Source organism: Cyanobium sp. Alchichica 3B3-8F6 (assembly GCF_024346435.1).
Taxonomy (GTDB): domain Bacteria; phylum Cyanobacteriota; class Cyanobacteriia; order PCC-6307; family Cyanobiaceae; genus Cyanobium_A.
On record NZ_JAGQCZ010000009.1, the window covers coordinates 46,166 to 71,989 of the forward strand.

A 25,824-nucleotide genomic window follows, 5' to 3' on the forward strand; every position below is an offset into this window, starting at 1 on the left:
AAGTCTGCTTCACAAGCTGTTCAACAGCCTGGCCAGCAGCGTGCGGCGAATGTGCTCCAGCCCCCATCGCAGTCCCCATCCCCGCCCCAGTCGCCGCCCGAACCGCTGCTGGAGCTCGATCCCCTGTTGGCCCTGCTCGCCGAAGACGACCCGCAGGCCTGCATCGCCTCGGCCCGTCCGCACCCGCAGGCGAGCCGCCTCGATCTGGAGATGGCCGCCGCCTATCAGGCTCTGCTTCCGGAGCGCCGTCAACAGCTGGCCGACCACTGGCTGCAGCGCAGCCGGGAGCTGGGCTATGAACGGTTGCGGTTGCTGGATGGCAGCGGCACGGTGCTGGGCCAGGCGGCCCGGGTGGGTAGCGGCATGGTGCTGCTGGAGCTGTCCCCAGAGCCTCAGGCATGATCCTGGGCGTCGTCTCGCCCCGCACCGATGACCTTGCGCCTGGCCCAGCTGCAGGAGCTCTGGGGGATCCCCACGACTGGCTCCTTATCGGCCGCGCAAGCCGCAATCACCCTGGCTCCCCAGGCGATCTGCACCGACAGCCGTCACCTCGCCCCCGGCCAACTGTTTGTGCCACTGGTGGGCGAGCGCTTTGACGGCCACACGTTTGTTCCCGCTGCCCAGGAGCTGGGTGCCGCTGCTCTGCTGGCCCAGAACGGCCATCTCGATCTCGCTAGCCAGGAGGCGCTGATTGGGGAGGCCACCAAGGCGGGCGTTCCCCTCTGGCTGGTGCCAGACACCCTGCTGGCCTACCAGCAGCTCGCGGGCCTGTGGCGCCAGCAGCTGCAGGCGCCGGTGGTGGCGGTAACCGGTTCGGCCGGCAAAACCACCACGCGGGAGTTGATCCGGGCCGCCCTGGCTCCCCTGGGGGCGGTGAGCGCCTCTAGGGGCAACAACAACAACGACATCGGTGTCCCCCTGACGCTGCTCCAGGCCAGCTCCAACGACGCGGCTGTGGTGGTGGAGATGGGCATGCGGGGTCTGGGCGAGATCGAGCGCCTCAGCTGCAGTGCGCGCCCCGACGTGGCGGTGATCACCAACATCGGCACGGCCCACATCGGCCGGCTCGGCAGCCGCGAGGCGATCGCTACCGCCAAGTGTGAGATCACCGCCGGGCTGCGGCCCGATGGAGTGGTGGTGATCCCGGCAGGGGATCCCCTGCTGGATTCGGCCCTGGCGCGGGTGTGGCAGGGCCGGGTGGTGCGGATCGCCCTTGAGGGCGAAGGTCATGAGGCCCAGGCCGATTGGCTGGGCCGTCTGGATGCCAGCGGGGAGACGCTCGTGGTGGCAGGGGTTGTGGTGGAGGTGCCTCTGGAGGGGATCCACCACGCCCGAAACCTCATGTTGGCTCTCGCGGTGGCGCGGGAGCTGGGGCTCGAACCCGACCGCTGGCAGCCCTTGCAGGTGGATCTGCCCGGAGGTCGCAGCCGGCGTCTGGAGCTGGGTGGGGTGCTGGTGCTCGATGAGACCTACAACGCCTCACCGGAGGCGGTGCTGGCCTCGTTGGATCTTCTGGCCCGGCAACCCGGTCGCCGTTTTGCGGTGCTCGGCACGATGCTCGAGCTGGGCGAGCAGAGCCTGCACCTACACCGGCAGGTGGCCGAACGGGCCCGCCAGCTGGGCCTGGATGGCCTGGTGATCGTGGATGGGGGTGAGGAAGGGGCTGTGATGCTGGAAGCTGCAAGTGGTCTGACCCGGCTGGAGCGGGTCGCCACGCCAGAAGCTGCGGCGGCTCAGCTCAAGGGCTGGCTGGCTCCCGGAGACGTGCTGCTGCTCAAGGCGAGTCGCGGCGTGGCACTGGAGCGGTTGATCGCCCTGCTCCAGCAGCAGCGCCAGCACCTGGCTGATCCGTCATGATGGCGGTGGAGCAGCATTTCACGATGTTGTGCCTTCGGGCAGAGGCCCTGGGTGGTGGTTCACTCGGGGCCTTTCCTTTGTTGAGCGATCGGACCTGGCTCAGCTGAGATACCAGCGCAGCAGCGCCGTCAGCTGGCCCACCATGCCCTTGCCCGTGAGCAGTTCGCCGGCGATGGCGGCGGCAAAGCCCAGCATCGCCACGCGTCCGTTGAGCAGCTCCACTCCGGCCAGAGCCTTGGTGTTCCAAGGTTTGGGGCTGGTCATGCTGGCGCCAAAGCGCTCCACCGGCTCGTACAGAAACTTTGATTGGTCGGAGTTTTCCGGTAGGTCGGAGTTCTCCGGGCGATCTGCGTTGTTCAGGCTCATGGGCGGGGACCTGTCCAGTTTTCCTTGACCAGCTGGCGGGCCCGGCCCAGGGCCAGCGCCCCATCGGGGACATCCTTGGTGATGGTGGATCCGGCCCCCACCGTCACGTTGCTGCCTAGCCGCAGGGGCGCCACCAGCACCGAGTTGGCACCGGTCTTGCTGCCGGCCCCAACCACCGTGCGGTGCTTGCGCATTCCGTCGTAGTTGGCCGTAATCGTGCCGGCTCCCACGTTCACCCCCGCGCCCAGGTCGGCGTCGCCGATGTAGCTGAGGTGGTTCACTTTCACGCCGCTGGCCAGGCTGCTGTTTTTCACCTCCACGAAGTTGCCGATGTGGCACTGCTGGCCGAGTTGGGTGCCCGGGCGGAGTTGGGCAAAGGGCCCGATGGCGCAGCCATCGGCTACCTCGGCCTGCCGCAGGACGGAGTGGAGCACGGAGACGTTGGCGCCCAGTTGGCTGTCTTCAATCAGGCAACCGGGGCCGATGCGGCAGCCATCGCCGATCGAGCTGGTGCCGCGGAAATGGCACTGGGGTTCGACCACCACATCGCGGCCGAACCGGGTGCCCTCACTGAGGGTGCAGCTGGCGGGGTCGACGAAGGACACACCTTCAGCCATCCAGTGGCGCCGCAGGCGATCCTGCAGCAGGGCCTCACACTGGCTGAGCTGGAGCCGGTCGTTGATGCCGGTGATCTCATCGGCGTCGTCCACCTCCCGGTGCATGGCCGGGTTGAGCATGGCCACTGTGTCGGTGAGATAGAGCTCGCCCTGGTCGTTGTCGGTGGTGAGCTGCGGCAGCACCGCCGACAGCTGCTGCCAGTTGAAGCAGTAGATGCCCGCATTGGTGAGGGCGTTGCGGCGTTGCTCGTCGTTGCAGTCGCGGTGCTCCACGATGGCGCTCACCTGTCCATCGGGGCTGGCAAACACGCGGCCATAGCCGCTGGGATCGGCCAGCCGGGCGGTGAGCAGGGTGACGGCGGCGCCGCTGCTGCGGTGCTGCTCCAGCAGGGCGGCGAGAGTTTCGGGGCGCAGCAGGGGCACGTCGCCATTGAGCACCAGCAGATCGCCGCGGAAATCCCGCAATGGCTCCAGCAGCTGCTGCACGGCGTGGCCCGTGCCGTTCTGGGGCTGTTGCAGCACAAATTCCAGGCCGCTGTGCCCCTCCAGTTCCTGTTTCACCCGTTCAGCCTGGTGGCCCACGATCAGCAGGCGGCGGTCGGGCTGGAGGTGCTCACAGCTGGCCAGCACCCGCTCCACCAAGGTGGCGCCGGCCAGGGGCTGCAGCACCTTGGGCAGGGCGCTCTTCATGCGCGTGCCCTTCCCGGCAGCCAACACGGCAACGGCAAGCATGGACAGGTGCAAACGGCTGGGCCGGAATCTACGCGGGCTGCTTCAGGGGGCAGGCTGGCGCAGGCGGGCCAGATCGTCCCAGAAGCCTGGGTAGGACACGGCCGCCGCCTCAGGGCGGTGCAGCTGGCTAGCGCCGGCGGCAATGCCCGCGGCCACCGCCAGGCTCATCGCCACCCGGTGGTCGGTTTCGCTGTCGACCGTGGCGCCGCGGAGCTCGGTGATGCCCGTGATCGTCATACCGTCTTCGAATTCCTCAATCCGGGCCCCCATCGCCCCCAGTTGGCGGGCCATCACCGCCAGCCGGTCGGTTTCCTTCACCCGCAGCTCCTCGGCATCGCGGATGCGGCTGGTGCCTTCAGCGCAGCAGGCCGCTACGGCCAGCACGGGGATTTCATCCACCAATCGCGGAATCAGGTCGCCGCCGATCTCAAAGGCCCGCAGGGGGCCATGGCTCACCTGCAGATCCCCCACCGGCTCGCCGGCCACATCGCGGGCATTGATCACCGTGATGTTGGCGCCCATCTGCTCAAGCACCTCGAGGATGCCGGTACGGCTGGGATTGAGGCCCACGTTCTCCACCGTGAGCGCGGCGCCGGGGGTAATCGCACCGGCTACCAGCCAGAAGGCGGCGGAGCTGATGTCACCGGGCACCACCACGCTCTGGCCGCGCAGGGTCTGGCCTGGCGTCAGGGTCACCACGGTGTTCCCCGCGCCGCCCACCGTCAGGTCGGCCCCGAAGGCCCGCAGCATCCGCTCGCTGTGGTCGCGGCTCTGGGCCGGCTCAATCACGGTGGTGGGCCCCTCTGCGGTGAGGGCGGCCAGCAGGATGGCGCTCTTCACCTGGGCCGAGGCCACCGGCGTCTCGATCGTGGTGCCCTGCAGCGGCTGGCCCAGCACCGCCAGCGGGGCGAAGTTGCCGTCCTTGCGGCCGTGAATCACGGCGCCCATCGCGGCCAGGGGCGCCCCCACCCGCCGCATCGGCCGGCCCCGCAGGGATCCGTCGCCGGTGAGCACGAAGTGGCGCCCCGCCCGGCCCGCCAGCAGGCCGAGCATCAGCCGCATCGTGGTGCCGGAGTTGCCGCAGTCGAGCACGTTCGCGGGTTCCTGGAGCCCATCGAGGCCTACGCCTTGCACAGTCACCGGCTCGCCGGCACGGATCTCCGACACCGTTACCCCCATGGCCCGCAGGCAGGCGGCGGTGCTGAGTGGGTCTTCGGCGGGCAGTAAGCCCTCGATGCGGGTTGTGCCCTCGGCGATGGCGCCGAAGAGGAGCGCCCGATGGGAGATGGATTTATCGCCCGGCACCTGCACCGAGCCGCGCAGGCTGCCGCCGCCGCGGAGCTGCAGGGGGCTGGAGGCGGTAGTGGTCTCAGCCACGGGCAAGCAGGGCGCTGGTGCGGCGATCCTATGGAGTGTGCTTTCCCCCGCCGATGGCCTGGCTCCTGTCTCTGCTGCTCACCCTGTTGCTGGCTGTGCCCGCCTGGGCCGCGGCTCCTGACTCCCAGCAGCAGCCTCTGCAGCGCGATGCCTACCTCTGTGAGGGGGATCCGCTGCAGGCAGAGGTGTTTGCGGGGGCCGTGGATGCGCCTGGGATCGCCAACATCAGCGTGGGCACGCCACCGGGTGCCTTTGTCGTGCTCCGCTGGCGCGGTGTGAGCCTGCAGCTGCCGCGCACCAACAATGCCGGCGCGCCCAGTTACACCGATGGCCGCTGGTGGTGGAGCGCGGTGGACCCGGAGCACCCCGAGTTCAGGCAGCGCCGGGGCGGGGTTGAGCGTTACGGGTGCGAGCGGGGGGAGGCAGGGCCCTGGTCTGACTAGCGTCGATGAGCTGCTCCGTTGTGTTGATCTTGGCGCCGCTGGCCCTGGTGGCCTGCCTGCTCCTACTGGTGCTGTGGCCCTCCTGGCTGATCCGCCTGGTGCTGCAGCCGCTGCTGCCCCAGGTGCTGTTCTGCGCCGGCGGTCGGCGCCGGCAGCTGGCGATCACCATCGACGACGGCCCGAGCTGGGCGGAGCAGCCGGGCGATCCCACCAGCCTGCAGCTGCTGGACCTGCTCAGGCGCCTGCAGGTGCAGGCCACCTTCTTTGTGATCGGCGAGCACCTGGAGCGTGGGGCGCCGCAGTTTGTGGCGCGGGCCCTGGCGGAGGGCCACAGCATCGGCAACCACCTGCAGCGCGATCGGATCTCCGCCTGCCTGGACGGGCCAGCGTTCATCGAAGAGCTGCTCAGCACGGAGCAATCCCTGCAGCGGGCCGCTGCGCCCCAGCCGTTGCCGCTGCACTGGCTTCGCCCTGGTGGCGGCTGCGTGCATCCTCCGATGCTGCGCCGTGTGGAGGCCTATGGCTATCGCACCGTGCTCGGGTCGGTGTTCCCCTGGGACACGTTCCATCCGCCGCTGGCCTTTCAGCGTTGGTTTGTAGGCCGCAATGCCCATCCCGGCGCCGTTCTGGTGTTGCACGACCGGCCTGACACCATCGCTGCCACCCTCGGCACGCTGGCGGCTGTGGTGCCGGAGCTGCAGCGCCGGGGCTACAAGTTTGTGGGCCTGGATCAGTTGGTGGCGGATGACTGCGTTGAGGACGCTTAAGGGGGGTCTTCGCGTTCGTTGCTGCAGTCGTTGCCCATGGGTCCACTGGGGAACGTCCTTCAGCAGTTCAGCGTTCGGGCTCGATGGTCTACCCCAGCAGTAGCCCCGCTTCGCTGTTGGCGCTGGCTTCGGCGCTGCGCAGATCGAAGAGCAGGTCTTCGAGGCTCAGGTCTTCCAGCGCCTTGAGCCGGGCCCGCTCCAGTCGCCGCTGCAGGGCCTCGGTGACCTGATCGGCTGGCGAGACCTCCTGGCCAACAATCGGGCCCGTGCCAATGTCGCCCCATTGCAGCGCAGCCCCTTCTCCCAGCCCGGCCAGCACCGCAGCCAAGCTGATCTCCCGCGCTGGCCGTGCCAGTTGGTAGCCACCCTGACGGCCCCGGCGCGCCACAAGGAGTCCATGGCGCCGCAAGCGCAGCAGCAGTTGCTCCAGCATCGGCTCCGGCAGCTGCTGGGTCTGGGCCAAGGCGTGGGTCGACTGCCACTGCAAGGGGTGGGCTGCCAGCTCCAGCAGGGCCTTGAGGGCATGGCTGGCCTGACGCGACAGCATCAGACCCGCGCCGCGAGCCGCTCCAGCACGTGCTCCAGGGTGTAGCCAAACAGCGCCGGATCGGGCTCCGTGGTGCCCACATCCGCCAGGCCCAGCTCGGCCCAGCGGGCATCGATGCGCGCCTCCAGCTCGGCTGGTCGGCCCAGAGGCTCACCCCAGGGGTGGCGCTTCTCCGGGCCGATCTTGGTGGTGGCATCGATCGCCAGCCGGCCGCCCAGGCCCAGCCGCTCGCTGGCGAAGTCGAGCGTGTCGAAGGGGGTGTCCTCGAGCACGAACAGATCCCGCTGGGGATCCACCTGGGCGCTGATCGCCCAGATCACTTGGCGTGGGTCGCGGATGTTGATGCTCTTGTCGACCACCACCACAAATTTGGTGTAGGTGAACTGGGGCAGGGCGCTCCAGAAGGCCATCGCCGCTCGCTTGGCCTGGCCGGGGTAGGCCTTGTCGATGGCGATCACGGCCAGCTTGTAGCTCAGGCCCTCCATCGGCAGGAAGAAATCGACGATCTCCGGGATCTGCTGGCGCAGGATCGGCGTGTAGATGCGATTCAGCGCAATGGCGAGCATCGCGTCTTCCTTGGGGGGCCGGCCGCTGAAGGTGGTGAAGTAAATCGGGTCGCGCCGTTGGGTGACGCACTGGATGCGCACCAGGGGTGAATCCTCAACGCCGCCGTAGAAGCCCATGTGGTCGCCAAAGGGCCCATCGGCCAGCTCCTCGCCCGGCGTGATCGTGCCTTCGAGCACCACCTCGCTGTGGCTGGGCACCTCCAGGTTGACCGTTTTGCACTTGGCCAGCCGCACGCCTTCACCCGCGTAGAGGCCGGCAAACAGCCACTCGCTCAGCTGCACCGGAATCGGCGTAGCCGCCGCCATCACCAGCAGCGGGTGCACGCCAATGGCGATGGCGATCTCCAGCTTCTTGCCCATGGCCGCCGCCTTGCGCAGGTGGCGGGCGCCGCCGCGCACGCTCAGCCAGTGCACTGTGAGTGAGTTGATGCTCTGCTGCTGCTGCCGGTACACGCCCACGTTGGGCGTGCCGGTTTCGGGGTCCTTGGTGATCACCAGCCCCAGGGTGATGATCCGGCCGCCATCGCCCGGCCAGGGGCGCAGCAGCGGCAGGGCATCGAGGTTCACCGCTTCCCCCTTGAACACCTGCTGGCGGCAGGGGGGGGTGAGATCGAGATCGGGTCGGGCCTTGAGCACATCCAGCAGCACCGAGCCAAACCGCACCGCCTCGCGGGCGCCCTTGGGAGGGCGAGGCTGTTGCAGCAGGGCCAGGCGCTCGCCCAGGGCCTCGAGCTCCTCGGGTCGCTCCATGCCCAGGCTCCACAGCACCCGTTCCTGGGTGCCGAGCAGGTTCACTGCCACCGGCATCGACGAGCCGATGACGTTTTCGAACAGCAATCCCGGCCCGCCGGCCGCCAGTACCCGATCGGCGATCGCCGCCAATTCCAGGTCGGGATCCACCGGGGCAGTAATGCGGCGCAGGGCGCCACGGCTCTCCAGCAGCTCCAAGAAACCGCGCAGGTCCCGGCGGCTGCGCTGGCTGAACAAGGGCGCGGCCATGGGGGCAGACATCAGGTCATTCCAGTCAAACCACTGTGACGGATGCCCCTGATTACTGTGGCGCTCCTGAGCTGTCGCAGCGCCCGTGCTGGTTTCCTACTTCCACACCTCCGAGTGCGTTCCGGCCCTGAATGTTGCGGCTGCAGGCGGGCCCGATGCAGCCGGTTTGCCTGATGCAGCCGTGGTGATCGATGTGCTGCGGGCCACCACCACCATCGCCTGGTCGCTGCAGAACGGCGCCGAGGCGGTTGAGGCCTTTGCCAGCCTGGATGAGCTGGAGGCGGCCGCTGCTGCCTGGCCGGCCGAAAAGCGGCTGCGGGCCGGCGAGCGGGGCGGCCAACGGGTGCAGGGCTACGACCTGGGTAACTCGCCCCTCGCGGTGACGCCCGAGCTGGTGGGGGGCAAGCGGATCTTCATGAGCACCACCAACGGCACCCGCTCCCTGGCAGTGGTCAAGCCGGTGCCATTGCTGCTCACGGCCTGCCTGCCGAATCGCACGGCGGTCGCCCGGCGTCTGCTGGAGCATGACTGCAAACGGGTGTGGATTGTCGGCAGTGGCTGGGAGGGTGATTACTCCCTGGAAGACAGCCTGGCGGCTGGTGCCGTGGCTTCGGCAGCCATGGAGATGGCCGTGGCTCCCCACATCGGCGTGAGCTGCGGTAACGATGAAATGTTGGCGGCCCTGGCCCTGTGGCAGCAGTGGCGCCACGATCCAGAAACCGCTCTGCGCTCCGCCAGCCACGGCCAACGCCTGATCGGCCTGGGCAACCATGACGCCGATTTCGCCTGCTGCGCCGCCATTGACACCCTGAAGATGGTGCCCTTCCAGGCGGAGCACGGGGTGCTCAAGGCCAGCTGAGGGTCCCTGACGCACCTTGGCAGTTCCCTTACAGTTCGCCCGTGCGTTTTGGGCAGTCGGTGAGCAGTTTTCTGGCGGCAGCTGTGCAGCTCACCAGCACCCCGGATCCGGATGCGAATTTCGCCGCTGCCGAAGAGCAGATCGAATTGGCGGCCCGCCGCGGTGCCGAACTGGTGGGTCTGCCGGAGAATTTCGCCTTCATGGGGGATGACGAGCGTCGCCTCGAGCTGGCGACTTCCCTGGCCGAACGCTGCAGTCGCTTTCTGGTCACCATGGCGCGCCGCTATCAGGTGACCTTGCTCGGGGGCGGCTTTCCGGTGCCGGCTGGTCCCGGCCAAACCTTCAATCGGGCTGAGCTCGTCAGCACCGAAGGCCAGCTGCTGGCCCAATACGACAAGATCCACCTGTTCGACGTCGACCTGCCGGACGGCAACACCTACCGAGAATCGGCCACCGTGCAGCATGGCAACCAACTTCCGCCGGTGGTGGATGTGCCAGGGCTGGGGCGGGTTGGCCTCTCGATCTGTTACGACGTGCGCTTTCCGGAGCTCTACCGCCATCTCGCCGCAGCGGGAGTGGATGTGTTGATGGTGCCGGCGGCCTTCACCGCCTTCACTGGCAAAGACCACTGGCAGGTGCTGCTGCAGGCTCGCGCCATCGAGAACACGGCCTATGTGCTGGCACCCGCCCAGACCGGCCTGCACTACGGCCGGCGCCAGAGCCACGGTCATGCGCTGGTGATTGACCCCTGGGGCACAGTGCTCGCCGATGCCGGTGTCGGTGTCGGTTCGGCGGTGGCCCCGATTGACCCGGGTCATGCCAAGCGGGTGCGGGCCCAGATGCCCAGCCTGGAGCATCGCCGGCCGGCCCTGTTCTGACGGTCCTGATGCGTTGGCCTGTCAGCGTCAAGTGGACATCAGCCCTGGCGGCCCTGGCCTTGGTGTTGGCGGATCTGCCGGCCTGGGCGTCGTCGCTGGCGGCCTGGCGCATCACCCGCGCCGGCCAGCTGGAGCTGCGCACCAGCCTTGATGTGCGTCCCCAGGCGTTCTTTGAAGCGGGATCAGCGTTGCGGGGGCCGCGGGTTTGGGTGGATCTGCCTGGCGCCCCGTCCCGCACCCGCACCGTTCGGGGGGGTGGCGCTGTGCGGGAGGTGCGCATCGGCCGGCCCGATGGCTTCACCACCCGCCTGGTGGTGGAGTTTGCCCCCGGCACCCAACTGGATCCTGGTGGGCTGAGGCTGGTGGGCACCGCCCGCGACCGCTGGCGCATGGAGTTGCCGGGGCTGGCCAATCAAATGGGCTTGGGCCTGGGAGAGGGCGATCTCGACGCCGTCAGCAGTGCTGGGTGGGATCGGGGGAGCCCGTTCCCCACCGCCAGCACACCCCTGTCGGCGGATGGCCTGCCGGTGGTGCCCCGGGGTCGCTTCAAGGTGGTGATCGATCCAGGCCACGGCGGGCCCGATCCTGGGGCCGTGGGCATCGGCGGCCTGCGGGAAACCGATGTGGTGCTTGATGTCTGTCTGCAGATGGCCCGGTTGCTGCAGGCTCGCGGCGTTCAGGTGCTGATGACCCGCACCTCTGAGGTGGACGTCGATCTCCCCCCTCGGGTTGCCTTGGCCAACAGCAGTGGCGCCGATCTGTTTGTGAGCGTGCACGCCAATGCCTTGAGCATGGCGCGCCCCGATGTGAACGGCATCGAGACCTTCTACTTCGAGGGGGCGGGGGCCGCCTCGCGCCGTCTGGCGGGGGCACTGCAGCAGCAGATGCTCGCCATTTCACCTGGCACACCTGATCGGGGCGTGCGCACGGGCCGCTTCTTCGTGATTCGCCGCACGGTGATGCCTTCGGCCCTGGTGGAGATGGGTTTTCTCACCGGCGAGCTCGATTCCCGCCGCCTCGCCGATCCCGATTACCGCCGGCGCATGGCGCTCGCCCTCTCGGCTGGGATTCTCAATGCCCTGCAGGACCGGCCATGAGTGCATTGGTAGGACTCTTCGACAGCGGCCTCGGCGGGCTCACGGTGCTGCGCCGTCTGCAGGAGCGCTATCCCCACTCCTCCTGCTTGTACCTCGGCGACACGGCCCGGATTCCCTATGGCCAGCGCAGCGTGGCCGACATCCGCGCCATCGCAGCCGAGGTGGTGATGTGGTTGCGGCACCAGCAGGTGGGCGTGCTGGTGATGGCCTGCAATACCTCCAATGCCCTGGCTCTGGATGTGGCTGTGGCCGAGGCCGGCGTGCCGGTGGTGGGGTTGATCGACAGCGTGGCGGCCGATCTGGATAGTGAGCGCGTGGGTGTGCTCGCCACCCCCGCCACCGCCAGCAGCGGCGCCTACCGCCGGGCGATCCATGCCTGCCATCCCCACGCTGAGGTGCTGGAGGTGGGCTGCCCGGCCTTTGTGCCCCTGATTGAGGCGGGGGATTTGCAGGCTCCGGCCGTGGAGGCCGAGGCGCTGGCCTACCTGGCTCCCCTGCTGGCGGCCGGCGTCGACACGGTCGTGCTGGGCTGCACCCACTACCCGATGTTGCGCCCGCTGCTCACGGCCCTGCTGCCTCCCCACGTGCGGCTCGTCGACCCAGCGGCTTCCGCCGTGCGGCGGCTGGGCCCCTTGCTCGCCAGCATGGGAGGGATGCCCGAAGGAGAGTTGTCAGGTGTGGATGTGGTCCCACCAGCCCAGCGCACCCGGGTCTGCGTGAGCGGTTGCGCGGAAGCCTTCGCTGATGGGGCCAGCCGCTGGCTGGGCTATCGACCGTCGGTGGAGCGGGTCGACCTGCGGTCGGTCGGCTGAGCCTTCTAGGATCTCGCCACGGCGGAGGTGTTGTGGCAACGGTTGCAGAGCTGCTCCAGCCCATTGAGGCTGATCTGGATGCCCTGCTGGCCGATCTGCGCAGCCTGATCGGAGCCGGTCACCCCATTCTTCAGGCCGCTGCAGAGCATCTGTTTGCCGCTGGGGGCAAACGTTTGCGTCCCGGCATCGTGCTGCTGCTGTCTCGGGCGGTGGCTGCCGATGGCGAACTGGGCCCGCGGCATCGGCGTTTGGCCGAGATCACCGAGATGATCCACACGGCCTCCCTGGTGCACGACGATGTCGTCGACGAGGCCGCTACCCGCCGCGGTGTTGACACCGTGCACAGCCGCTTCAACCACCGCGTCGCTGTGCTGGCTGGTGATTTTTTGTTTGCCCAGGCCAGTTGGCACCTCGCCAACCTCGACGATCTCGAGGTGGTCAAGCTACTCAGTCGGGTGATCATGGATCTGGCCGACGGTGAGGTGAAGCAGGGCCTGTTCCGCTACGACACCGGCCAGAGCTTCGAGACCTACCTCGAGAAGAGCTACTGCAAAACGGCTTCCCTGATTGCCAACAGCGCCCGGGCGGCCGGCGTGCTCACGGGCCTGCCTGCGCCCCAGCTCGATGATCTGTATCGCTTTGGGCGCCAGCTGGGTCTGGCCTTCCAGGTGGTCGACGACATCCTCGATTTCACCGGCAGCGACCAGCAACTGGGCAAGCCGGCCGCTAGCGATCTGGCCTCGGGGTACCTCACTGCACCGGCCCTCTATGCCCTTCAGGAACGACCGGCCCTGGCCTGCCTGATTGAGCGGGAATTCAGCGAGGAGGGCGACCTCGAGCAGGCCCTCGAGCTGGTTCGCGGCTGCGAGGCGATTCCCCGCTCGCGGGCCCTGGCCGAGGGCTTTGCCCAGGAGGCTTCTCAAGCCCTGGACTGGTTGGCACCCTCCGAGCCCCGCAGCGCCCTGCGTGCCCTGCCGGATTTCGTGCTCAGCCGGCTGTATTGATCATTCGCCTCCCACTGCCAGCAGGGGCGTCTGCTGGAGGCTGCTGAGAAACCGCTCGATGCCCGGGTAAACCCGCTGCCGCTCGTGTTCGCTGATCTGGGCGGGCGGCACCACAAACACCTGGCAGCCAGCGGCGCGGGCCGCCTGGGCCCCGGCCGGGGAATCTTCAAACGCCCAGGTCTGCTCGGGCGCAACCCCCAGACGCTCGGCGGCCAGCAGGAACACATCCGGTGCCGGCTTGCCAGCCGCCAGCGCTGGATCGTCGCCATGGACCCGGGTGGTGATTGCCTCCAGCCATGGATGGGGTGCCGTTTTGAGCGCCACGGCTGCGCGCGAGCTGCTGGTGGCGAGCGCCATCGGGATGGCTAGCGCAACGCAGCGCTGCACCAGCTCCACCGCCCCCGCGGTGGGCTGGGCGTGGATCAGCAGGGCTTCAGCGATGGGCTGGCGCACGTCCAACAGGGCTTCAGGGCTGGGGGCGGAGCCTTGGGCCGCTTCGATCCAGTCGACCACCTGGTCTGCGCAATCCAGGCGGCGGCGGCCCCGCAGGCCCAGCAGCTGGGCGTCTGTCAGCAGGCAGCCGAAATGCTCGGCGGCTTGACGCCAGGCCTGGGCGTGCAAGGGCTCGGTATCGAGCAGCAGGCCATCGAGATCAAACAGGCAGGCAGCAGGCTTCCCCATCCGACCATTCTCGGCGACGGCAGTGGCGTCATCGGCTGGCCGAGCCCCGGGGCTGCCCGCTTGAATGGCTTCAGGTTTCTTTGTTGTCGGCATCGCCATGGGTCAGGCCCCCACGATCGAGTCGGTGCTGCAGGAAGCGCGCCTGTTTGCGCCACCGGCTGAGCTGGCCGCGGGTGCCCGCATCGGTTCGATGGAGGCTTACCGGGCTCTCTGTGCCAAGGCTGAGGCCGATCCCGATGGTTTCTGGGGCGACCTGGCCCGCGAGCAGCTGCACTGGTTTGAGCCATTTCACACGGTGCTCGATTGGAGCAACCCTCCCTTCGCCAAGTGGTTTGAAGGCGGCACCACCAACCTGTCCTTCAACTGCCTCGATCGCCATCTCGAGGGCCCCCGCGCCGACAAGACAGCCCTGATCTGGGAGGGGGAGCCGGGCGATAGCCGCAGCTTCAGCTACCGCCAGCTGCACGCCGAAGTGTGCAAAGCCGCCAATGCGCTCAAGGCCCTGGGGATCGGCAAGGGGGATCTGGTGGCCCTCTACATGCCCATGGTGCCGGAAGCGGCCATCGCCATGCTCGCCTGCGCCCGCATCGGTGCGCCCCACTCGGTGGTGTTCGGCGGCTTCTCGGCCGATGCCCTGCGCGACCGGCTGATCGATGGCCAGGTCAAGGCGGTGATCACCGCTGATGGCGGCTTCCGCAAGGACAAGCCCGTGCCCCTGAAACCGGCTGTGGATGAGGCTCTTGCTGGCAACGGTGGCGCCCCCAGCGTCGAGCACGTGCTCGTGGTGCAGAGACTGGCCGGTGCCGGTGGTGACTGCGCCATGCAGGAGGGCCGCGACCATTGGTGGCATGCGCTGGTCGACGCCCAGAGCGCCGATTGCCCGGCCGAGCCGATGGCCAGCGAAGACCGGCTGTTTGTGCTCTACACCTCCGGCTCCACCGGCAAGCCCAAGGGGGTGGTGCACACCACCGCCGGCTACAACCTCTGGGCCCACCTCACATTCCAGTGGATCTTTGACATCCGCGTGGATGACATCCACTGGTGCACCGCCGATGTGGGCTGGATCACCGGCCACAGCTACATCGTGTATGGCCCGCTCTCCAACGGTGCCACCACGGTGATGTACGAGGGCGCGCCCCGCCCCAGCAAGCCAGGCGCCTTCTGGGAGGTGATCCAGAAGCACCGCTGCACGATTTTCTACACCGCCCCCACGGCGATCCGCGCCTTCATGAAGAGCGGCCGCGAGGTGCCCGACCAGTACGACATGAGCAGCCTGCGCATCCTCGGCACCGTGGGCGAGCCCATCAATCCAGAAGCCTGGATGTGGTATCGGGATGTGATCGGCGGTGATCGCTGCCCGGTGGTGGACACCTGGTGGCAGACCGAGACCGGCGGCGTGATGATCAGCCCCCTGCCCGGGGCCACCTCCACCAAGCCCGGTTCCTGCACCCTGCCCTTGCCTGGCATCGCTGCCGACATCGTCAATCACGAGGGGGCATCCCAGGGGGTCGACCAGGGTGGCTATCTGGCGGTGCGTCGCCCCTGGCCCGGAATGATGCGCACGGTGCACGGCGATCCGGAGCGCTTCCGCAAGAGCTACTGGGAGGAGATCCGCCCGGCCGATGGCTCCTGGCTCTATTTCGCCGGTGACGGGGCCCGCCGCGATGCCGACGGTTACTTCTGGGTGATGGGCCGCGTCGATGACGTGATCAACGTGAGCGGCCATCGCCTCGGCACCATGGAGATCGAGAGCGCCTTGGTGAGCCACCCGGCCGTGGCCGAGGCCGCCGTGGTGGGCCGGCCAGACGATCTCAAGGGCGAGGGCATCGTCGCCTTCGTGACCTTGGAGACCGGCCGCACCGGTGATGACGCCCTGATGGCGGAGCTACGCAGCCATGTGGGCAAGGAGATCGGTCCGATCGCCAGGCCGGATCTGATCAAGTTCACCGATGCTCTACCGAAAACCCGCAGCGGCAAGATCATGCGCCGGATCCTGCGGGCCCTTGCTGATGGTCAGGAGGTGAGCGGCGATACCAGCACCCTGGAGGACCGTTCGGTGCTCGATGCCCTACGGGTCTAGATCGGCTGGGAGGGCAGGTCCCCCCAGGCATCGATGCTGGTGGCGATGCGGTCGAGGGCCCGCTGCCGGGCTGGATCATCGGCCCAGCTGCCCAGCAGGTTTTGGCGCAGTCCCGCACTGGCAGGCGCCAGGTGATCCCCAGGCAGCTCGAGGAGCTCGGTGGCGTCCTCAGCCCGGCTCTGCAGCACGCCCAGTAACCGGCCGCTCTGGTCGATGCCATCGCGCTTGAAGCGCACCAGCAGGTTGCGCGGTTGGCGGTAGCTGCGGGCCACCTGGTGCAGGGTTTCCTCCGGCGATGGACTGAACTCACTGCGGAAGTTGAATTGCTGGCCCAGTTCCGCCAGCAGCGGCACCGAGCGCTCGGCCGAGAAGTTGTTGAAGCTCAGGGCCACCAGGCCGCTGGCGCTGCGACCGCCATCGGGAGCCAACAGATGCAATTTGCAGCCCAGGCTGTGGCCAAGCCGCAGCAGGGGGGCCGTGCTGTCATCGCCTTCGCGCAGTTGGCGAAAACGGCGCCAAGCCGTGTTGGCCTGGTCTTGATGGTCAAATCCCGGCACGTAACTCCAGGCCCGCACCAGCCAGCCCTTGGATGTCAGAGCCTCCAGCAGCCGCCGATAGCTGAGCTGGGGGGTGGCGGCCAGGTAGCTGCCGCCGATGAATTCGATGCAGCCGCGTGCCCCTCCCGCTGGCTCCAGCTGCCAGATGTCACCTCGCTGGCGCCAGCGCGTCATGGTCAGAGGGCCAGGCGCTGCAGGGCGGCCCGGGCTTCATTGCGGTGGGCGGCCCCGTCCAGCAGGTTGTTGAACACATGCCGGATCACCCCTTCGCCGTCGATCACGTAGGTCACCCGGCCCGGCAACAACCCGAGCACATTGGGTACACCGAACGCTTGGCGAAGCCGATTGCTCTGGTCTACCAGCAGCGGGTAAGGGATGTTGTGGCGGCTGGCAAAGCGCTGGTGGCTGGCCAGGTCGTCGCCGCTGACGCCCCACACCTCCGCGCCCAGGGCCTGGAGGTCGGCGTAGCTGTCGCGAAAGGCACAGGCCTCGGCCGTGCAGCCAGGGGTGTCGTCTTTGGGATAGAAAAACAGCACCAGGGCTTTGCCGGCGAGCTGATCGCTGCGGCGCTCGCTGCCGTGTTGATCAAGGAGCGCCACCAAGGGGGCTCGGTCTCCGGCGGCAAGGCCCATGCCTGGATCGGGAATCTGTTGCTTCACCCTAGGCAGCGACCTCTGGTCGCCGGAGGTTCGGGCTGGGACGATGGGGCAGCAGTGCCCTGGACACCGTGAGCGGCCCGATCGAGGAACAGCCCAGCCTTTGGCAGCAGAGCGATCTGCTCAGCCTGGCGCCCCAGGCCCCCGAGCCAGGTCCAGCCCCCAAGCGCGATCGCCAGCCCCAGCTGCCGCCCCTCACGGGCCGCTCGGATGCGGCCCGGGTCGCTCCAACCACCCTGTTGATCCTTGACACCGAAACCACCGGCCTGGAGCCCAGCTCTGCCGAATGCATTGAGGTGGGAGCCGTGTTGTTTCACGTGCCCCAGCGCGCTGTGCTCAGCCAGGTGTCCTTCCTGTTGCCGGCCCAGGTCAATCCAGCCGAGGCCGTCAACGGCATTGCGGCGGCGGTGACGCAGCTTCCCCAGCCCTGGCAGGCCGGCCTGCAGCACTTTGAGGCCATGCTGGGGGCGGCCGATGCGGTGCTGGCCCACAACGCGGCCTTCGATGCCCAGTGGTTTGGTCGGGGGCCCTTGCCACCGATCAACAAGGCCTGGATCTGCTCGATGGACGACATCCGCTGGCCCGCGGAGCGACATCTTCGGCCTGCGCCGTCGGTGCGCGATCTGGCCCTGGCCTACGGCGTGCCGGTGTGGGCCGCCCACCGGGCTCTCACCGACTGCATCTACCTAGTGCAGGTGTTCGAGCGCTGCACCAACCTCGAAGAGTTGCTGGTGGCGGCGCTGGAGCCCAAGCTGCTGTTCCGCGCCAACCTCACCTACGCCGAGCGCCACCGGGCCAAGGAGGCCGGGTTCCGCTGGAACGATCCGGTGCGGGGTGCCTGGACCCGTCGCCTCAGCGAGCGGGAGGCCCAGGCCTTGCCCTTTCCGGTGCAACCGGTGGATGCCGACCCCGTGGCGGCCTAGCGGCACGGCTCTGTACCGATTGTCTTCCAATCTCTGAAGCAGAGCGGGGTGTTCGCGCCATTGTTGTTCTGCAGGCGCAGGGTGGTGGTGCGGTCGCCATGGAGACCATGGCCAGTCGGGTGCGGTTTCGGGTTCTGCAGGTGGACGGTGGTCCCCAGCAGCGCGTGCTCCGTTGGCAGGCTGCGAGGTCTTGGGCACGGCTGATCCGCGAGGCTGAGGCGCTGTGGCGGGTGGATGTGCGCGGTCTGCGTCGTCTGGCTGCCCATGAGCTGGGCCAGTTGCTGCAGGAGGTGCCGCCGCGTTTGCGACATCGCGTCAACCGCTGGCTGGAGCGGCTCCAGGTGGCGACCCGGCTGCGGTGATCTGGGAGTGAGTCGGCTAGTTCAGTCAGCCGCTGGCTACAAAAAAACCGGCTGGGGAAGCCGGTTGAAGCTGCACTAGTGCTGAAAGCGGTACTAGTGCTGGAAGCAGTACTAGTGCTGGAAGCAGTACAGATGCTGACCGCTGGACGCGGTGCCGGCTAAAAATCGGAGCGACAGGATTTGAACCTGCGACCCCCACTACCCCAAAGTGGTGCGCTACCAAGCTGCGCTACGCCCCGGCAGAAGGAAGCTACCACAACGCTTTGCGCGGTTTCAGCCGCTGGATCAGGCGCCGGCTGAGTCTCTCCCGGCTGAGACCCGCGTAGCCCGCAATCCGCTGCTGATGGGCCAGTTGGCGCAACTCCGCCAGCCCCATGCTCGCCAGCCGCAGCTCGGGCAGTTTCTGCCAAGCAGCGGCGGCGGCCGGCAGATTCGACCCCCGACGGGAGCCGCCGAAGCTCAGCAGGGCTCCCCCTGCCATCCATTCCGGCACCAGCACAAACAACACCGCGAGCAGTCCATAGAGCTCAACCAGCCCCTTGGGCAGGGGGTGCAGTTGGCGATGCTGCGATTGGCGGTGGCGCGACGGTGGCTTGGTCACAGCAGCTGGAGGCTGGGTTGGGGGCGCCGGTCCAGGGCCTGGGGCGCGGTGTTCTCGCGCCACTGGAGCGGTGGCTCTGGACGCGGATTCAACCGCACGCTCCAGAACACAAGCGCAAAGCACAGGCCCAGGGTGATCAGGAGTCCCAGAATCACCACCCGATCCGGCAACGGATTCATGGCTCCAGCCCTCTCACACCTGCTCCGTACGCAGGCATTCCAACCGCCGTGACTGCTGCTCCATGGTGAGCACGTCCCCCTTGAGTACCAGGGTCATCTGGTCGTTGCGGTAGCGGATGCCGGGCAGGTCGGAGGCCTCGCGGAACAGGGTTGAACGGAAACGGCCGGCGATCAGGGAGGCCTGGGCGTCGTTGCGCTCCAAGGTGACCCGACGGGCATTGGGGCAGAGGAACTGCTCGGTGATGCCGTAGTCCTCCCACCACGGGGAGCCCATGGAGATCAGGCTGAGCGCCAGCAGCGACAGGGGCAACGACACAGGCAGCACCGACCCCTCCTAGGCCAAGTGAATGGGGGAATTGTCCCCCCGCAGCACGCAATGGGCCACCGACCAGTCGTAGGCATCCCACACTCGGGAATCGAGTTTGTAGGCGGCGCCGGGGAACTCGCCCAGCCGTTGGCCGCTGGGCTGGGCGGAGCAATATGGCCGGCTTCCCGGTTTCGCTAAATACTGCTGGTGATACGGCTCTGCAAACCAGAAGGTCTGTTGGCTGCGCACCTCGGTGGTGATCGGCCCAAAGCCAGCGCCGCTCAACAGGGCTTGGTAAGCGTCGCGGCTGGCTTCGGCCTGGGCCAATAAGCCCGGATCGTTGACGTAAATCACGGAGCGGTACTGGCTACCGCGGTCGTTGCCCTGGCGATCTCCCTGGGTGGGGTCGTGGCATTCCCAGAAGAGTTTCAGCAGGTCGCTGAAATCAATCTGAGCGCTATCCCAAACCACCCGCACCACCTCGCTGTGGCCGGTGCGTCCAGAGCACACCTGGTCGTAGCTGGGTTGCTGGATCGTGCCGCCCGCGTAGCCCACCGCTGTGGTCACCACCCCGGGCAGGCGCCAGAACCCTTTTTCTGCGCCCCAGAAACAACCGCAGCCGAACACCGCTTCGTGCTGCCCCTGCTGGGGGGCCGCCTCGATCGGAGTGCCCAGCACCACATGCGGAGACTGGGTCTGGGGAGCGGTCTGAAACAGCCCGAACACACTCGATCGTGCAATGAAAGACGAGCCTAGGCAGCCCCTTTCGTGCCTGCGTCAGCCTCCAGCGCGATGTGGTTGAGCAGGGTGGTGGTGAAGGCGAACAGCAGGAAGGGCAACGAGAGCACCAGGATCAATCCCACCCCCACCAGGGCGAAGATCGGCTTGCTGGCTCCCATCAGCGCCAGGCCCGCAGCCAGGCTGGCAAAGATCACCAGCATCCAGATCAGGATCTGGCCGTAGATGTCGCCGAAGGTGAGGGTGCAGCGCAGCCGATACGACAAGCCGGTCAGTCGGGTGGCGGGCGACGGTGCGGGCTCCATGACTCCGGACGCGATTGGCGATCTCTTCTAGGTAAGCCGCGGCGGGCCGGGTTGTCTGGAGAGGGCAACAACTATTGAGATCAGCCCGCAGCCCTGAGCTGCTCGGTGGCCTGTTCCCGATCCCACAGCCGCCGGTAGGTGCCGCCCTGGGCGAGCAGCTCGCTGTGGTGGCCCTGCTGCACCAGCCGCCCCTCCTCCATCACCAGCACCCGATCACAGGCGGCGGCGGCAGAGAGTTGGTGGCTGATCATCAAGATTGTGCGGGTCTGCCGTTGACGCGACTGTTCCTCGCGGACGCTGCCCAGGATCTCGGCGGCCGTCGTGTTGTCGACACTGGCGAGGGCATCGTCCAGCACCAGCAGGGGCGTCTGCACCAACAGGGCTCGTCCCAGGGCCGTGCGCTGGCGCTGGCCTCCGCTGAGGGTGATGCCCCGTTCACCCACCAGGGTGTTGTAGCCATCGGGGAAGCCCTTGATATCGCCCTCCAGCCGGGCCTGGCGGGCTGCCGCCTGAACGCGCTCCAGGGGCGCCTCGGGCTCGCCATAGCGCAGGTTGTCGGCAAGGGTGGCGGTGAACAGGTAGCCCTCCTGGGGGACTTGGCCGACTTGGGCGCGCAGGGCCTCGAGATCGAGGGCGGTGATGTCGACCCCATCGAGCCAGAGTTGGCCGGGCTCCACCTCCACCATGCGTCCAAGCGCTCGGGCCAGGGTGGTTTTGCCGCAGCCCACGGGCCCCACCACCGCCACCAGTTCGCCGGGATGGAGCACAAAGCTGACGTCCACCAGTGCCGGTCGCGGAGCACCGGGGTACCGCACGGTGAGACCGCGGGCTTCGATTGCGCCCCGGCTTGGTTGGCTTGGCGGTTGGGGTGACGAAGGCGACACGATCAGGGGGCGCCGGCGCAGCAGGTCTTCCACCCGCTCCAGGCTCACCTGGCCCGTCTGGAAGGTGTTAAGGGTGAAGCCCAGCAGCGCCGTGGGAAACACCAGTCGCTCCACAAACAGGATCAGGGCGACGAGGTCGCCGATCGTCAGGCGGCCACTTTCGAGTTGGCCGCTGCCCAGGGCCAGCAGCAGCAGCAGGCTGATCGAGGAGATGCCCTCCAACAGCGGAAATAGCGTGCTGCGGGTGCGGGCTAGTCCCAGGGCCGCATCCCTGTACATCCGGTTGCGTCCGGCGAAGGCGGCCTGCTCGGTGCTCTCCTGGCCGTAAATCTTGATCGCGCTGATCCCGGAGAGGTCCTCCTGGATCAGGTCGCTCAGGGAGGCGAGGGCCTCCTGTTGGCGCCGCTGCTGGCGCATCATTCGCCCTCCGAACAGGCGAACCACCATCAGCATGAGGGGATAGAGCCCCACCGCCGCCAGGCTCAGCCACGGGTCGATGGCCAGCATCGCCGGCAAGGTGAGCGCATAGGCCAACACCGTGTTGGTGAGGCTGAGCACGGCGAAGCCCAGCAGCCGCCGCACATTTTCCACATCGCTGGTGGCTCGGCTGATCACCTCGCCGCTGCCGGTGGTTTGCACCCAACCGGGCTCTTGCCGCAGCAGGTGATCAAAAATCTGCTGTTTGAGATCGGCTTCTACCTGCCGCCCCACGCCAAACACCAGCATGCGCGAGTAGAGCCGCACCGCTCCCATCACTGTTGCCAGGGCGACGATCAGGGCTGCCTGCGCCAGCACGTCCTGGAGATCAAAGCCGTCCTGCAGGTCGTCGATCACCCGCCGTACCAACAGCGGAATCGAGACGCTCAGCAGGTTCACTACCACCAGGGCGGCCATGCCCTGGAACACCACTTTGCGGTGGGGCCGCAGGTAGCGGCCAATCAGATCCAGCCGGATGGCTCCCATCGGGGCCGGGTGCACAGGTGGCCCCAACCTAGGGACGCGCTTTTCCGGCAGGCTGGACACCTGAATGGGGCAGCGCCATGGCTTCCGGTAACTCGGCTTCCGGCAACAAGGCTTCCGGCAACAACGACCAGAGCCATCCCCTTTATGCCACCGACCGCGACGCAGTGGACCGTTTGCTGGCTGCGGAGGTGCCGGCCGACGATCACCTCGTGGATGCGGCGCGTCTGCTCATGCGCTACGAGGGTTTTCCTGGCGCCCATGACCTCAGCGCCGACCTGGCCAAGACGCTGCGACTCTGGGGCCTGAGCCGGGAGGAGCTGCATCGCCGCACCCGCGCCATCTGGGCAGCGGGCTTTCGCCCGGCGCCGGCGGCCAGTGAGGCGGTTGGATCCAGTTTTGATACCGCCGATCAGGAGCAGAGCTGAACAACGTTGCTCAGGGGCATCGCCAATTTCCCCCTCTTCGGGTGATAGTGGAGGAGTCCCCATCACCCGGCCCGGCGTGCTTTGCACCCGGGCTTTTTTCTGGCTCCAGCTCTGGCTTCAAGTCCGGCTCCAACGGATCCTTCCCTCCCCGACCCCATGGCCCAAGCCCATCCCTGGCCCGCTCTCCTGGAGCAACTGCTGCAGGGAGATCCGCTCTCGACAGAGCAGGCCACAGCGCTCATGCATGGCTGGCTGGCTCAGCAAATTGACCCCGTTCTTACCGGTGGCTTGCTCGTGGCTCTGCGGGCCAAGGGGGTGACGGGTGGCGAGCTGGCGGCGATGGCTGCGTTGCTGCGGCAGGCCTGTCCGATGCCAGCTGCCCGCCCGTCCTTCGCCCTGGTGGACACCTGCGGCACCGGCGGCGACGGCGCCGACAGCTTCAACATTTCCACCGCCGTGGCCTTTGTGGCGGCTGCCTGCGGTGCGCCTGTGGCCAAGCACGGCAACCGCAGCGCCAGCGGCCGGGTGGGCTCGGCCGATGTTCTGGAAGCCCTGGGCCTCCATCTGCAGGCGCCAGCGGAGCAGGTGATCGGCGCCCTGGCCGATGCAGGGCTCACGTTCCTGTTCGCACCGGGCTGGCATCCGGCTCTCGTCGGCCTGGCCCCCCTGCGGCGCACCCTTGGGGTGCGCACCGTGTTCAACCTGCTCGGGCCGCTGGTCAATCCCCTGCGGCCCGAGGCCCAGGTGTTGGGGGTGGCCCGGCCGGAGTTGCTCGATCCCATGGCCGAGGCTCTGGCTCAGCTGGGCCTGCGGCGCGCGGTTGTGGTGCACGGCCACGGTGGCTTGGATGAGGCGTCCCTCGCTGGCGTCAATGCCCTACGGCTGGTCGAGAACGGAGCGGTGCAGGCCGATCAACTCGACCCCGAGCAGTTGGGCCTGGCTCGAGCGCCACTGGCGGCTTTGGCTGGCGGCGACCTCGCCACCAATTGCACCATCCTTGAAGCGGTGCTCCAGGGCCGGGGCACCCAGCCCCAACAGGATGTGGTGGCGTTGAACACGGCCTTGGTGCTGTGGGCCGCTGGCCGGGCCGACAGCGTGGCGGATGGACTCCAGCAGGCCCAGCAGGCCCTGGCGGCTGGCGGCGGCTGGCAGGCCCTGGAGCGGCTGCGCGCCGCCCTCCCCGCCCCCGCTGCGGGATGATCCAACCAACTGCGTTGAACCCGTGAGCGAGCCTGCTGCCACTGCCCTGCTGGTGCTGGCCGATGGCACGGTCCTGCGGGGCGAGGCCTTTGGTGCCCGCGGCACGGCCATCGGTGAAGTGGTGTTCAACACCGGCATGACCGGGTATCAGGAAGTGATGACCGACCCGAGTTACTCCGGGCAGCTGGTCACCTTCACGTATCCCGAGCTTGGCAACACCGGCGTCAACGCCGACGACCAGGAGGCGAATCGGCCCCATGTGCGTGGCGTCATTGCCCGCCAGCTGGCACCACGCGCCAGCAATTGGCGCTCCGAAGGAGATCTGGAAGCATGGCTGAGCCTGCACGGTGTGGTCGGCATCCGTGCCGTCGATACCCGCGCCTTGGTGCGCCATTTGCGAGAAGGGGGCGCCATCAACGGGGCCATCAGCACCGATGGCACCGCCCCTGGGGCCTTGCTGGAGCAGGTGCGCTCAGCCCCCTCCATGCAGGGGCTCAACCTGGCGGCCCAGGTGTCGACCCCAGAGCCTTATCAGTGGGATCGCTCCTCTGGCGCGGCCTTTGACGCCCGGCTGCAGCAGCGCCCCGATCGCCCCTACCGCGTGGTGGCGATCGATTTCGGCATCAAGCGGGCCATCCTCGAGCGCTTGGTGGCCCATGGCTGTGGGATCACCGTGTTACCCGCTGACGCCACCCTTGAGCAGGTGCTCAGTCACCAGCCGGAGGGGGTGTTTCTCTCCAATGGACCTGGCGATCCCGCCGCCGTCGCCACTGGCATTGAGCTGGCCAAGGGGTTGATTGCGCAGCCCAACCTGCCCCTGTTTGGGATCTGTCTGGGTCACCAGATCCTGGGGCTGGCCCTGGGGGGCCGCACCTTCAAGTTGGGCTATGGCCACCGCGGCCTCAACCATCCCTGCGGCAGCATCGGCCAAGTGGAGATCACCAGCCAAAACCATGGCTTCGCTCTGGATTCGGATTCCCTTCCCGCCGAGCGGGTGCGCGTGACCCATCACAACCTCAACGACCAGACGGTGGCGGCCTTGGAGATGTGCTCTCAGCCTGTGTTCGGTGTCCAATACCACCCCGAAGCGAGTCCCGGTCCCCATGACGCGGACCACCATTTCGCCCGTTTTGCCACCCTGATGGCCGAGCGCCGCTGAAGCCTGTCGCAGTTTTGTTGCGACTGCAGCAGCGACAAATTTGCTCTCTACACTTCGCCCCAGAACGGATTGGGGGCTGGAGCCATCAACGACCTGCAGCGATTGACGGTGTCCCTTCGAGGCGGCTTCGAGCAGCAGGCCCACTGCCAGCTGTTCCGCTTCACGGGGCAGCTTGACGCTTATTCCGACAAGCAGTTCGGCGAGTTTGTGGCCTCCCATCGAGGCACCGGCCAGTCCTTGGTGATCGACCTGAGCCACATCGACTTCATCGACTCCTCCGGACTGGGGGCGCTCGTGCAACTTGCCAAGCAGTGCAACGCTGACCAGCAACAGTTTTTGGTGGTGGGTAACGCCCGGGTGGTGCAGACCGTGAAGCTGGTGCGCCTGGAAGAGTTTTTGCATCTCCAGCCCGATCTCGACACCGCCCTTGGCAACCTCGCGGCCTGAGCAGGGCAGCCCCGACCCATTGGACAGCACGGGTTGGTTGGCAGGGCTGACGCCCCAGCCCCCCGGTGCCGAGCTCGGCCCCCTGCAGCTGGCCTGGCTGGGGGATGCGGTGTGGGAGTTGCACCATCGCCTGCAGCGCTGTCGTCGCCCTGCCCGCTCCCAGACCCTGCATCAGCAGGTGGTGCAGGTGGTGCGCGCCGATGCCCAGGCCCAGGCACTGGAGTGTCTTGATTCCTTGCTCAGTGAGGCCGAGCGCGATCTGGTGCGGCGCGGCCGCAATCGGGCCGGTCGTGGGCCGCGCCGGGGGGATGCGGCGGCCTACGGACAGGCCACGGGTTTTGAGACGCTGCTGGGCTGGCTGTTTCTTCACAACCCTCCCCGGTTGGTCGAGCTGCTAGATCACTTGAAGGAGAACGATCCATAACCTGCGGAAGAC

General features: G+C 67.7%; 31 protein-coding genes and 1 tRNA gene. 17 read left to right on the forward strand and 15 right to left on the reverse strand.

All coding sequences use genetic code 11. The features are described from left to right. Positions 1–51 precede the first annotated feature (51 nt). Together KBY65_RS08860 and murF are read left to right on the forward strand one after the other, a co-directional pair. A complete protein-coding gene (locus KBY65_RS08860) occupies positions 52–402 on the forward strand; it encodes a hypothetical protein (protein WP_094559518.1) in 351 nt (116 codons plus the stop codon). Positions 403–429: 27 nt separating this feature from the next. Then, positions 430–1,857: a UDP-N-acetylmuramoyl-tripeptide--D-alanyl-D-alanine ligase gene (gene murF / locus KBY65_RS08865; protein ID WP_255001348.1), complete on the forward strand. Its 1,428-nt coding sequence runs from the start codon at positions 430–432 to the stop codon at positions 1,855–1,857. A 99-nt stretch (positions 1,858–1,956) separates the two neighbouring features. Here the strand turns inward: murF and KBY65_RS08870 are convergent, their stop codons facing one another. Genes KBY65_RS08870 through aroA form a run of 3 tightly spaced genes read right to left on the reverse strand, consistent with a single transcriptional unit; the run spans position 1,957 to position 4,949 of the window. After that, complete coding sequence (locus KBY65_RS08870) at positions 1,957–2,223, reverse strand: chlorophyll a/b-binding protein (RefSeq protein WP_254987266.1); 267 nt, start codon at positions 2,221–2,223, stop codon at positions 1,957–1,959. Continuing rightward, on the reverse strand, positions 2,220–3,572 hold the full coding sequence (glmU, locus tag KBY65_RS08875; RefSeq protein ID WP_255001350.1) for a bifunctional UDP-N-acetylglucosamine diphosphorylase/glucosamine-1-phosphate N-acetyltransferase GlmU: 1,353 nt from the start codon (positions 3,570–3,572) through the stop codon (positions 2,220–2,222). The genes KBY65_RS08870 and glmU overlap by 4 nt, the downstream gene beginning before the upstream one ends. 42 nt (positions 3,573–3,614) lie before the next feature. Next, positions 3,615–4,949, reverse strand: a complete 1,335-nt coding sequence (gene aroA, locus KBY65_RS08880) for a 3-phosphoshikimate 1-carboxyvinyltransferase (protein WP_255001352.1) — start codon at positions 4,947–4,949, stop codon at positions 3,615–3,617. A 53-nt stretch (positions 4,950–5,002) separates the two neighbouring features. Between aroA and KBY65_RS08885 the strand changes: the two genes are divergently transcribed. Further along, positions 5,003–5,392 carry a hypothetical protein gene (locus KBY65_RS08885; protein ID WP_094559522.1) on the forward strand — a complete coding sequence of 130 codons (390 nt, stop codon included), beginning with the start codon at positions 5,003–5,005 and terminating at the stop codon, positions 5,390–5,392. Positions 5,393–5,397: 5 nt separating this feature from the next. After that, positions 5,398–6,159, forward strand: coding sequence for a polysaccharide deacetylase family protein (locus KBY65_RS08890; protein WP_255001353.1), 762 nt, complete (start codon positions 5,398–5,400; stop codon positions 6,157–6,159). Positions 6,160–6,247: 88 nt separating this feature from the next. Here KBY65_RS08890 and KBY65_RS08895 read toward each other — a convergent pair whose 3' ends face one another. Together KBY65_RS08895 and KBY65_RS08900 are read right to left on the reverse strand one after the other, a co-directional pair. Next, entirely contained in the window at positions 6,248–6,706 is a 459-nt protein-coding gene (locus KBY65_RS08895) for an Rrf2 family transcriptional regulator (RefSeq protein WP_254987270.1), read from the reverse strand. Continuing rightward, positions 6,706–8,271: a UbiD family decarboxylase gene (locus tag KBY65_RS08900; protein WP_255001355.1), complete on the reverse strand. Its 1,566-nt coding sequence runs from the start codon at positions 8,269–8,271 to the stop codon at positions 6,706–6,708. The genes KBY65_RS08895 and KBY65_RS08900 overlap by 1 nt, the downstream gene beginning before the upstream one ends. An 85-nt stretch (positions 8,272–8,356) precedes the next feature. Between KBY65_RS08900 and KBY65_RS08905 the strand changes: the two genes are divergently transcribed. Genes KBY65_RS08905 through sds form a run of 5 tightly spaced genes read left to right on the forward strand, consistent with a single transcriptional unit; the run spans position 8,357 to position 12,921 of the window. Beyond that, positions 8,357–9,130, forward strand: a complete 774-nt coding sequence (locus KBY65_RS08905; protein ID WP_094559525.1) for a 2-phosphosulfolactate phosphatase family protein — start codon at positions 8,357–8,359, stop codon at positions 9,128–9,130. Positions 9,131–9,189: 59 nt separating this feature from the next. After that, positions 9,190–10,008 (forward strand): carbon-nitrogen hydrolase family protein, encoded by an 819-nt coding sequence (locus KBY65_RS08910; protein WP_255001392.1) that lies wholly within the window; start codon positions 9,190–9,192, stop codon positions 10,006–10,008. 8 nt (positions 10,009–10,016) lie between these two features. Next, on the forward strand, positions 10,017–11,105 hold the full coding sequence (locus tag KBY65_RS08915) for an N-acetylmuramoyl-L-alanine amidase (RefSeq protein ID WP_255001357.1): 1,089 nt from the start codon (positions 10,017–10,019) through the stop codon (positions 11,103–11,105). Next, a complete protein-coding gene (gene murI, locus KBY65_RS08920) occupies positions 11,102–11,917 on the forward strand; it encodes a glutamate racemase (RefSeq protein ID WP_255001359.1) in 816 nt (271 codons plus the stop codon). Before KBY65_RS08915 ends, murI begins: the two co-directional genes overlap by 4 nt. Before the next feature lie 32 nt (positions 11,918–11,949). Then, positions 11,950–12,921 carry a solanesyl diphosphate synthase gene (gene sds / locus KBY65_RS08925; RefSeq protein WP_255001360.1) on the forward strand — a complete coding sequence of 324 codons (972 nt, stop codon included), beginning with the start codon at positions 11,950–11,952 and terminating at the stop codon, positions 12,919–12,921. Here sds and KBY65_RS08930 read toward each other — a convergent pair whose 3' ends face one another. Continuing rightward, entirely contained in the window at positions 12,922–13,602 is a 681-nt protein-coding gene (locus tag KBY65_RS08930) for an HAD family hydrolase (protein WP_254987275.1), read from the reverse strand. 64 nt (positions 13,603–13,666) lie between these two features. On the opposite strand from KBY65_RS08930, the gene acs reads away from it, so the two are divergent. Next, entirely contained in the window at positions 13,667–15,682 is a 2,016-nt protein-coding gene (gene acs / locus KBY65_RS08935) for an acetate--CoA ligase (protein WP_255001361.1), read from the forward strand. Here acs and KBY65_RS08940 read toward each other — a convergent pair. Together KBY65_RS08940 and KBY65_RS08945 are read right to left on the reverse strand one after the other, a co-directional pair. Then, positions 15,679–16,413 (reverse strand): DUF1350 family protein, encoded by a 735-nt coding sequence (locus tag KBY65_RS08940; protein WP_255001362.1) that lies wholly within the window; start codon positions 16,411–16,413, stop codon positions 15,679–15,681. The two genes, acs and KBY65_RS08940, sit on opposite strands and share 4 nt — an antisense overlap. 2 nt (positions 16,414–16,415) lie before the next feature. Continuing rightward, positions 16,416–16,871 carry a peroxiredoxin gene (locus KBY65_RS08945; RefSeq protein WP_254987399.1) on the reverse strand — a complete coding sequence of 152 codons (456 nt, stop codon included), beginning with the start codon at positions 16,869–16,871 and terminating at the stop codon, positions 16,416–16,418. A gap of 95 nt (positions 16,872–16,966) precedes the next feature. Here KBY65_RS08945 and KBY65_RS08950 point away from each other — a divergent pair, with 95 nt between their 5' ends. Further along, positions 16,967–17,818 carry a 3'-5' exonuclease gene (locus KBY65_RS08950; protein WP_233128457.1) on the forward strand — a complete coding sequence of 284 codons (852 nt, stop codon included), beginning with the start codon at positions 16,967–16,969 and terminating at the stop codon, positions 17,816–17,818. 107 nt (positions 17,819–17,925) lie between these two features. Continuing rightward, complete coding sequence (locus KBY65_RS08955) at positions 17,926–18,180, forward strand: hypothetical protein (RefSeq protein ID WP_094559644.1); 255 nt, start codon at positions 17,926–17,928, stop codon at positions 18,178–18,180. Between the two features lie 165 nt (positions 18,181–18,345). On the opposite strand, the gene KBY65_RS08960 is transcribed toward KBY65_RS08955, so the two are convergent. From KBY65_RS08960 to KBY65_RS08990, 7 genes are all read right to left on the reverse strand, one after another. Then, positions 18,346–18,419: transfer RNA gene (locus tag KBY65_RS08960), tRNA-Pro, on the reverse strand. Between the two features lie 11 nt (positions 18,420–18,430). After that, positions 18,431–18,781 (reverse strand): hypothetical protein, encoded by a 351-nt coding sequence (locus KBY65_RS08965; RefSeq protein WP_254987278.1) that lies wholly within the window; start codon positions 18,779–18,781, stop codon positions 18,431–18,433. Further along, positions 18,778–18,960 carry a hypothetical protein gene (locus KBY65_RS08970; RefSeq protein WP_094559532.1) on the reverse strand — a complete coding sequence of 61 codons (183 nt, stop codon included), beginning with the start codon at positions 18,958–18,960 and terminating at the stop codon, positions 18,778–18,780. Before KBY65_RS08970 ends, KBY65_RS08965 begins: the two co-directional genes overlap by 4 nt. Before the next feature lie 13 nt (positions 18,961–18,973). Further along, entirely contained in the window at positions 18,974–19,285 is a 312-nt protein-coding gene (locus tag KBY65_RS08975; RefSeq protein WP_233128458.1) for a hypothetical protein, read from the reverse strand. A 9-nt stretch (positions 19,286–19,294) separates the two neighbouring features. Next, positions 19,295–19,993 carry a peptide-methionine (S)-S-oxide reductase MsrA gene (gene msrA / locus KBY65_RS08980; RefSeq protein WP_255001363.1) on the reverse strand — a complete coding sequence of 233 codons (699 nt, stop codon included), beginning with the start codon at positions 19,991–19,993 and terminating at the stop codon, positions 19,295–19,297. Between the two features lie 26 nt (positions 19,994–20,019). After that, on the reverse strand, positions 20,020–20,310 hold the full coding sequence (locus KBY65_RS08985) for a hypothetical protein (RefSeq protein ID WP_094559534.1): 291 nt from the start codon (positions 20,308–20,310) through the stop codon (positions 20,020–20,022). 80 nt (positions 20,311–20,390) lie between these two features. After that, on the reverse strand, positions 20,391–22,157 hold the full coding sequence (locus KBY65_RS08990) for an ABC transporter ATP-binding protein (protein ID WP_255001364.1): 1,767 nt from the start codon (positions 22,155–22,157) through the stop codon (positions 20,391–20,393). 77 nt (positions 22,158–22,234) lie between these two features. Between KBY65_RS08990 and KBY65_RS08995 the strand changes: the two genes are divergently transcribed. The 5 genes from KBY65_RS08995 to KBY65_RS09015 all read left to right on the forward strand — a co-directional run bounded on the left by KBY65_RS08995 (position 22,235) and on the right by KBY65_RS09015 (position 25,812). Next, the gene (locus KBY65_RS08995; protein WP_255001365.1) at positions 22,235–22,582 is read left to right on the forward strand and encodes a DUF3288 family protein; all 348 of its coding nucleotides are present in this window, start codon (positions 22,235–22,237) and stop codon (positions 22,580–22,582) included. Between the two features lie 156 nt (positions 22,583–22,738). Next, positions 22,739–23,782 (forward strand): anthranilate phosphoribosyltransferase, encoded by a 1,044-nt coding sequence (gene trpD, locus KBY65_RS09000; RefSeq protein WP_255001367.1) that lies wholly within the window; start codon positions 22,739–22,741, stop codon positions 23,780–23,782. A 22-nt stretch (positions 23,783–23,804) separates the two neighbouring features. Beyond that, a complete protein-coding gene (carA, locus tag KBY65_RS09005) occupies positions 23,805–24,941 on the forward strand; it encodes a glutamine-hydrolyzing carbamoyl-phosphate synthase small subunit (protein WP_255001369.1) in 1,137 nt (378 codons plus the stop codon). A gap of 102 nt (positions 24,942–25,043) precedes the next feature. Continuing rightward, positions 25,044–25,388, forward strand: a complete 345-nt coding sequence (locus tag KBY65_RS09010) for an STAS domain-containing protein (protein WP_094559647.1) — start codon at positions 25,044–25,046, stop codon at positions 25,386–25,388. Between the two features lie 37 nt (positions 25,389–25,425). Further along, positions 25,426–25,812: a ribonuclease III domain-containing protein gene (locus KBY65_RS09015; protein ID WP_094559648.1), complete on the forward strand. Its 387-nt coding sequence runs from the start codon at positions 25,426–25,428 to the stop codon at positions 25,810–25,812. Positions 25,813–25,824: the final 12 nt, after the last annotated feature.

Bases quoted from the DNA above. Each gene is read 5' to 3' on its own strand.
- KBY65_RS08900 (WP_255001355.1), bottom strand. From the start codon at position 8,271: ATGGCCGCGCCCTTGTTCAGCCAGCGCAGCCGCCGGGACCTGCGCGGT.
- KBY65_RS08995 (WP_255001365.1), top strand. From the start codon at position 22,235: ATGGCTTCCGGTAACTCGGCTTCCGGCAACAAGGCTTCCGGCAACAAC.
- trpD (WP_255001367.1), top strand. From the start codon at position 22,739: ATGGCCCAAGCCCATCCCTGGCCCGCTCTCCTGGAGCAACTGCTGCAG.
- KBY65_RS08940 (WP_255001362.1), bottom strand. From the start codon at position 16,413: ATGACGCGCTGGCGCCAGCGAGGTGACATCTGGCAGCTGGAGCCAGCG.
- KBY65_RS08955 (WP_094559644.1), top strand. From the start codon at position 17,926: ATGGCCAGTCGGGTGCGGTTTCGGGTTCTGCAGGTGGACGGTGGTCCC.
- KBY65_RS08895 (WP_254987270.1), bottom strand. From the start codon at position 6,706: ATGCTGTCGCGTCAGGCCAGCCATGCCCTCAAGGCCCTGCTGGAGCTG.
- KBY65_RS08915 (WP_255001357.1), top strand. From the start codon at position 10,017: ATGCGTTGGCCTGTCAGCGTCAAGTGGACATCAGCCCTGGCGGCCCTG.
- glmU (WP_255001350.1), bottom strand. From the start codon at position 3,572: ATGCTTGCCGTTGCCGTGTTGGCTGCCGGGAAGGGCACGCGCATGAAG.
- murI (WP_255001359.1), top strand. From the start codon at position 11,102: ATGAGTGCATTGGTAGGACTCTTCGACAGCGGCCTCGGCGGGCTCACG.
- KBY65_RS08930 (WP_254987275.1), bottom strand. From the start codon at position 13,602: ATGGGGAAGCCTGCTGCCTGCCTGTTTGATCTCGATGGCCTGCTGCTC.
- acs (WP_255001361.1), top strand. From the start codon at position 13,667: ATGGCTTCAGGTTTCTTTGTTGTCGGCATCGCCATGGGTCAGGCCCCC.
- murF (WP_255001348.1), top strand. From the start codon at position 430: ATGACCTTGCGCCTGGCCCAGCTGCAGGAGCTCTGGGGGATCCCCACG.
- KBY65_RS08970 (WP_094559532.1), bottom strand. From the start codon at position 18,960: ATGAATCCGTTGCCGGATCGGGTGGTGATTCTGGGACTCCTGATCACC.
- KBY65_RS08985 (WP_094559534.1), bottom strand. From the start codon at position 20,310: ATGGAGCCCGCACCGTCGCCCGCCACCCGACTGACCGGCTTGTCGTAT.
- KBY65_RS08990 (WP_255001364.1), bottom strand. From the start codon at position 22,157: ATGGGAGCCATCCGGCTGGATCTGATTGGCCGCTACCTGCGGCCCCAC.
- KBY65_RS08945 (WP_254987399.1), bottom strand. From the start codon at position 16,871: ATGGGCCTTGCCGCCGGAGACCGAGCCCCCTTGGTGGCGCTCCTTGAT.
- KBY65_RS08885 (WP_094559522.1), top strand. From the start codon at position 5,003: ATGGCCTGGCTCCTGTCTCTGCTGCTCACCCTGTTGCTGGCTGTGCCC.
- KBY65_RS08890 (WP_255001353.1), top strand. From the start codon at position 5,398: ATGAGCTGCTCCGTTGTGTTGATCTTGGCGCCGCTGGCCCTGGTGGCC.
- KBY65_RS08870 (WP_254987266.1), bottom strand. From the start codon at position 2,223: ATGAGCCTGAACAACGCAGATCGCCCGGAGAACTCCGACCTACCGGAA.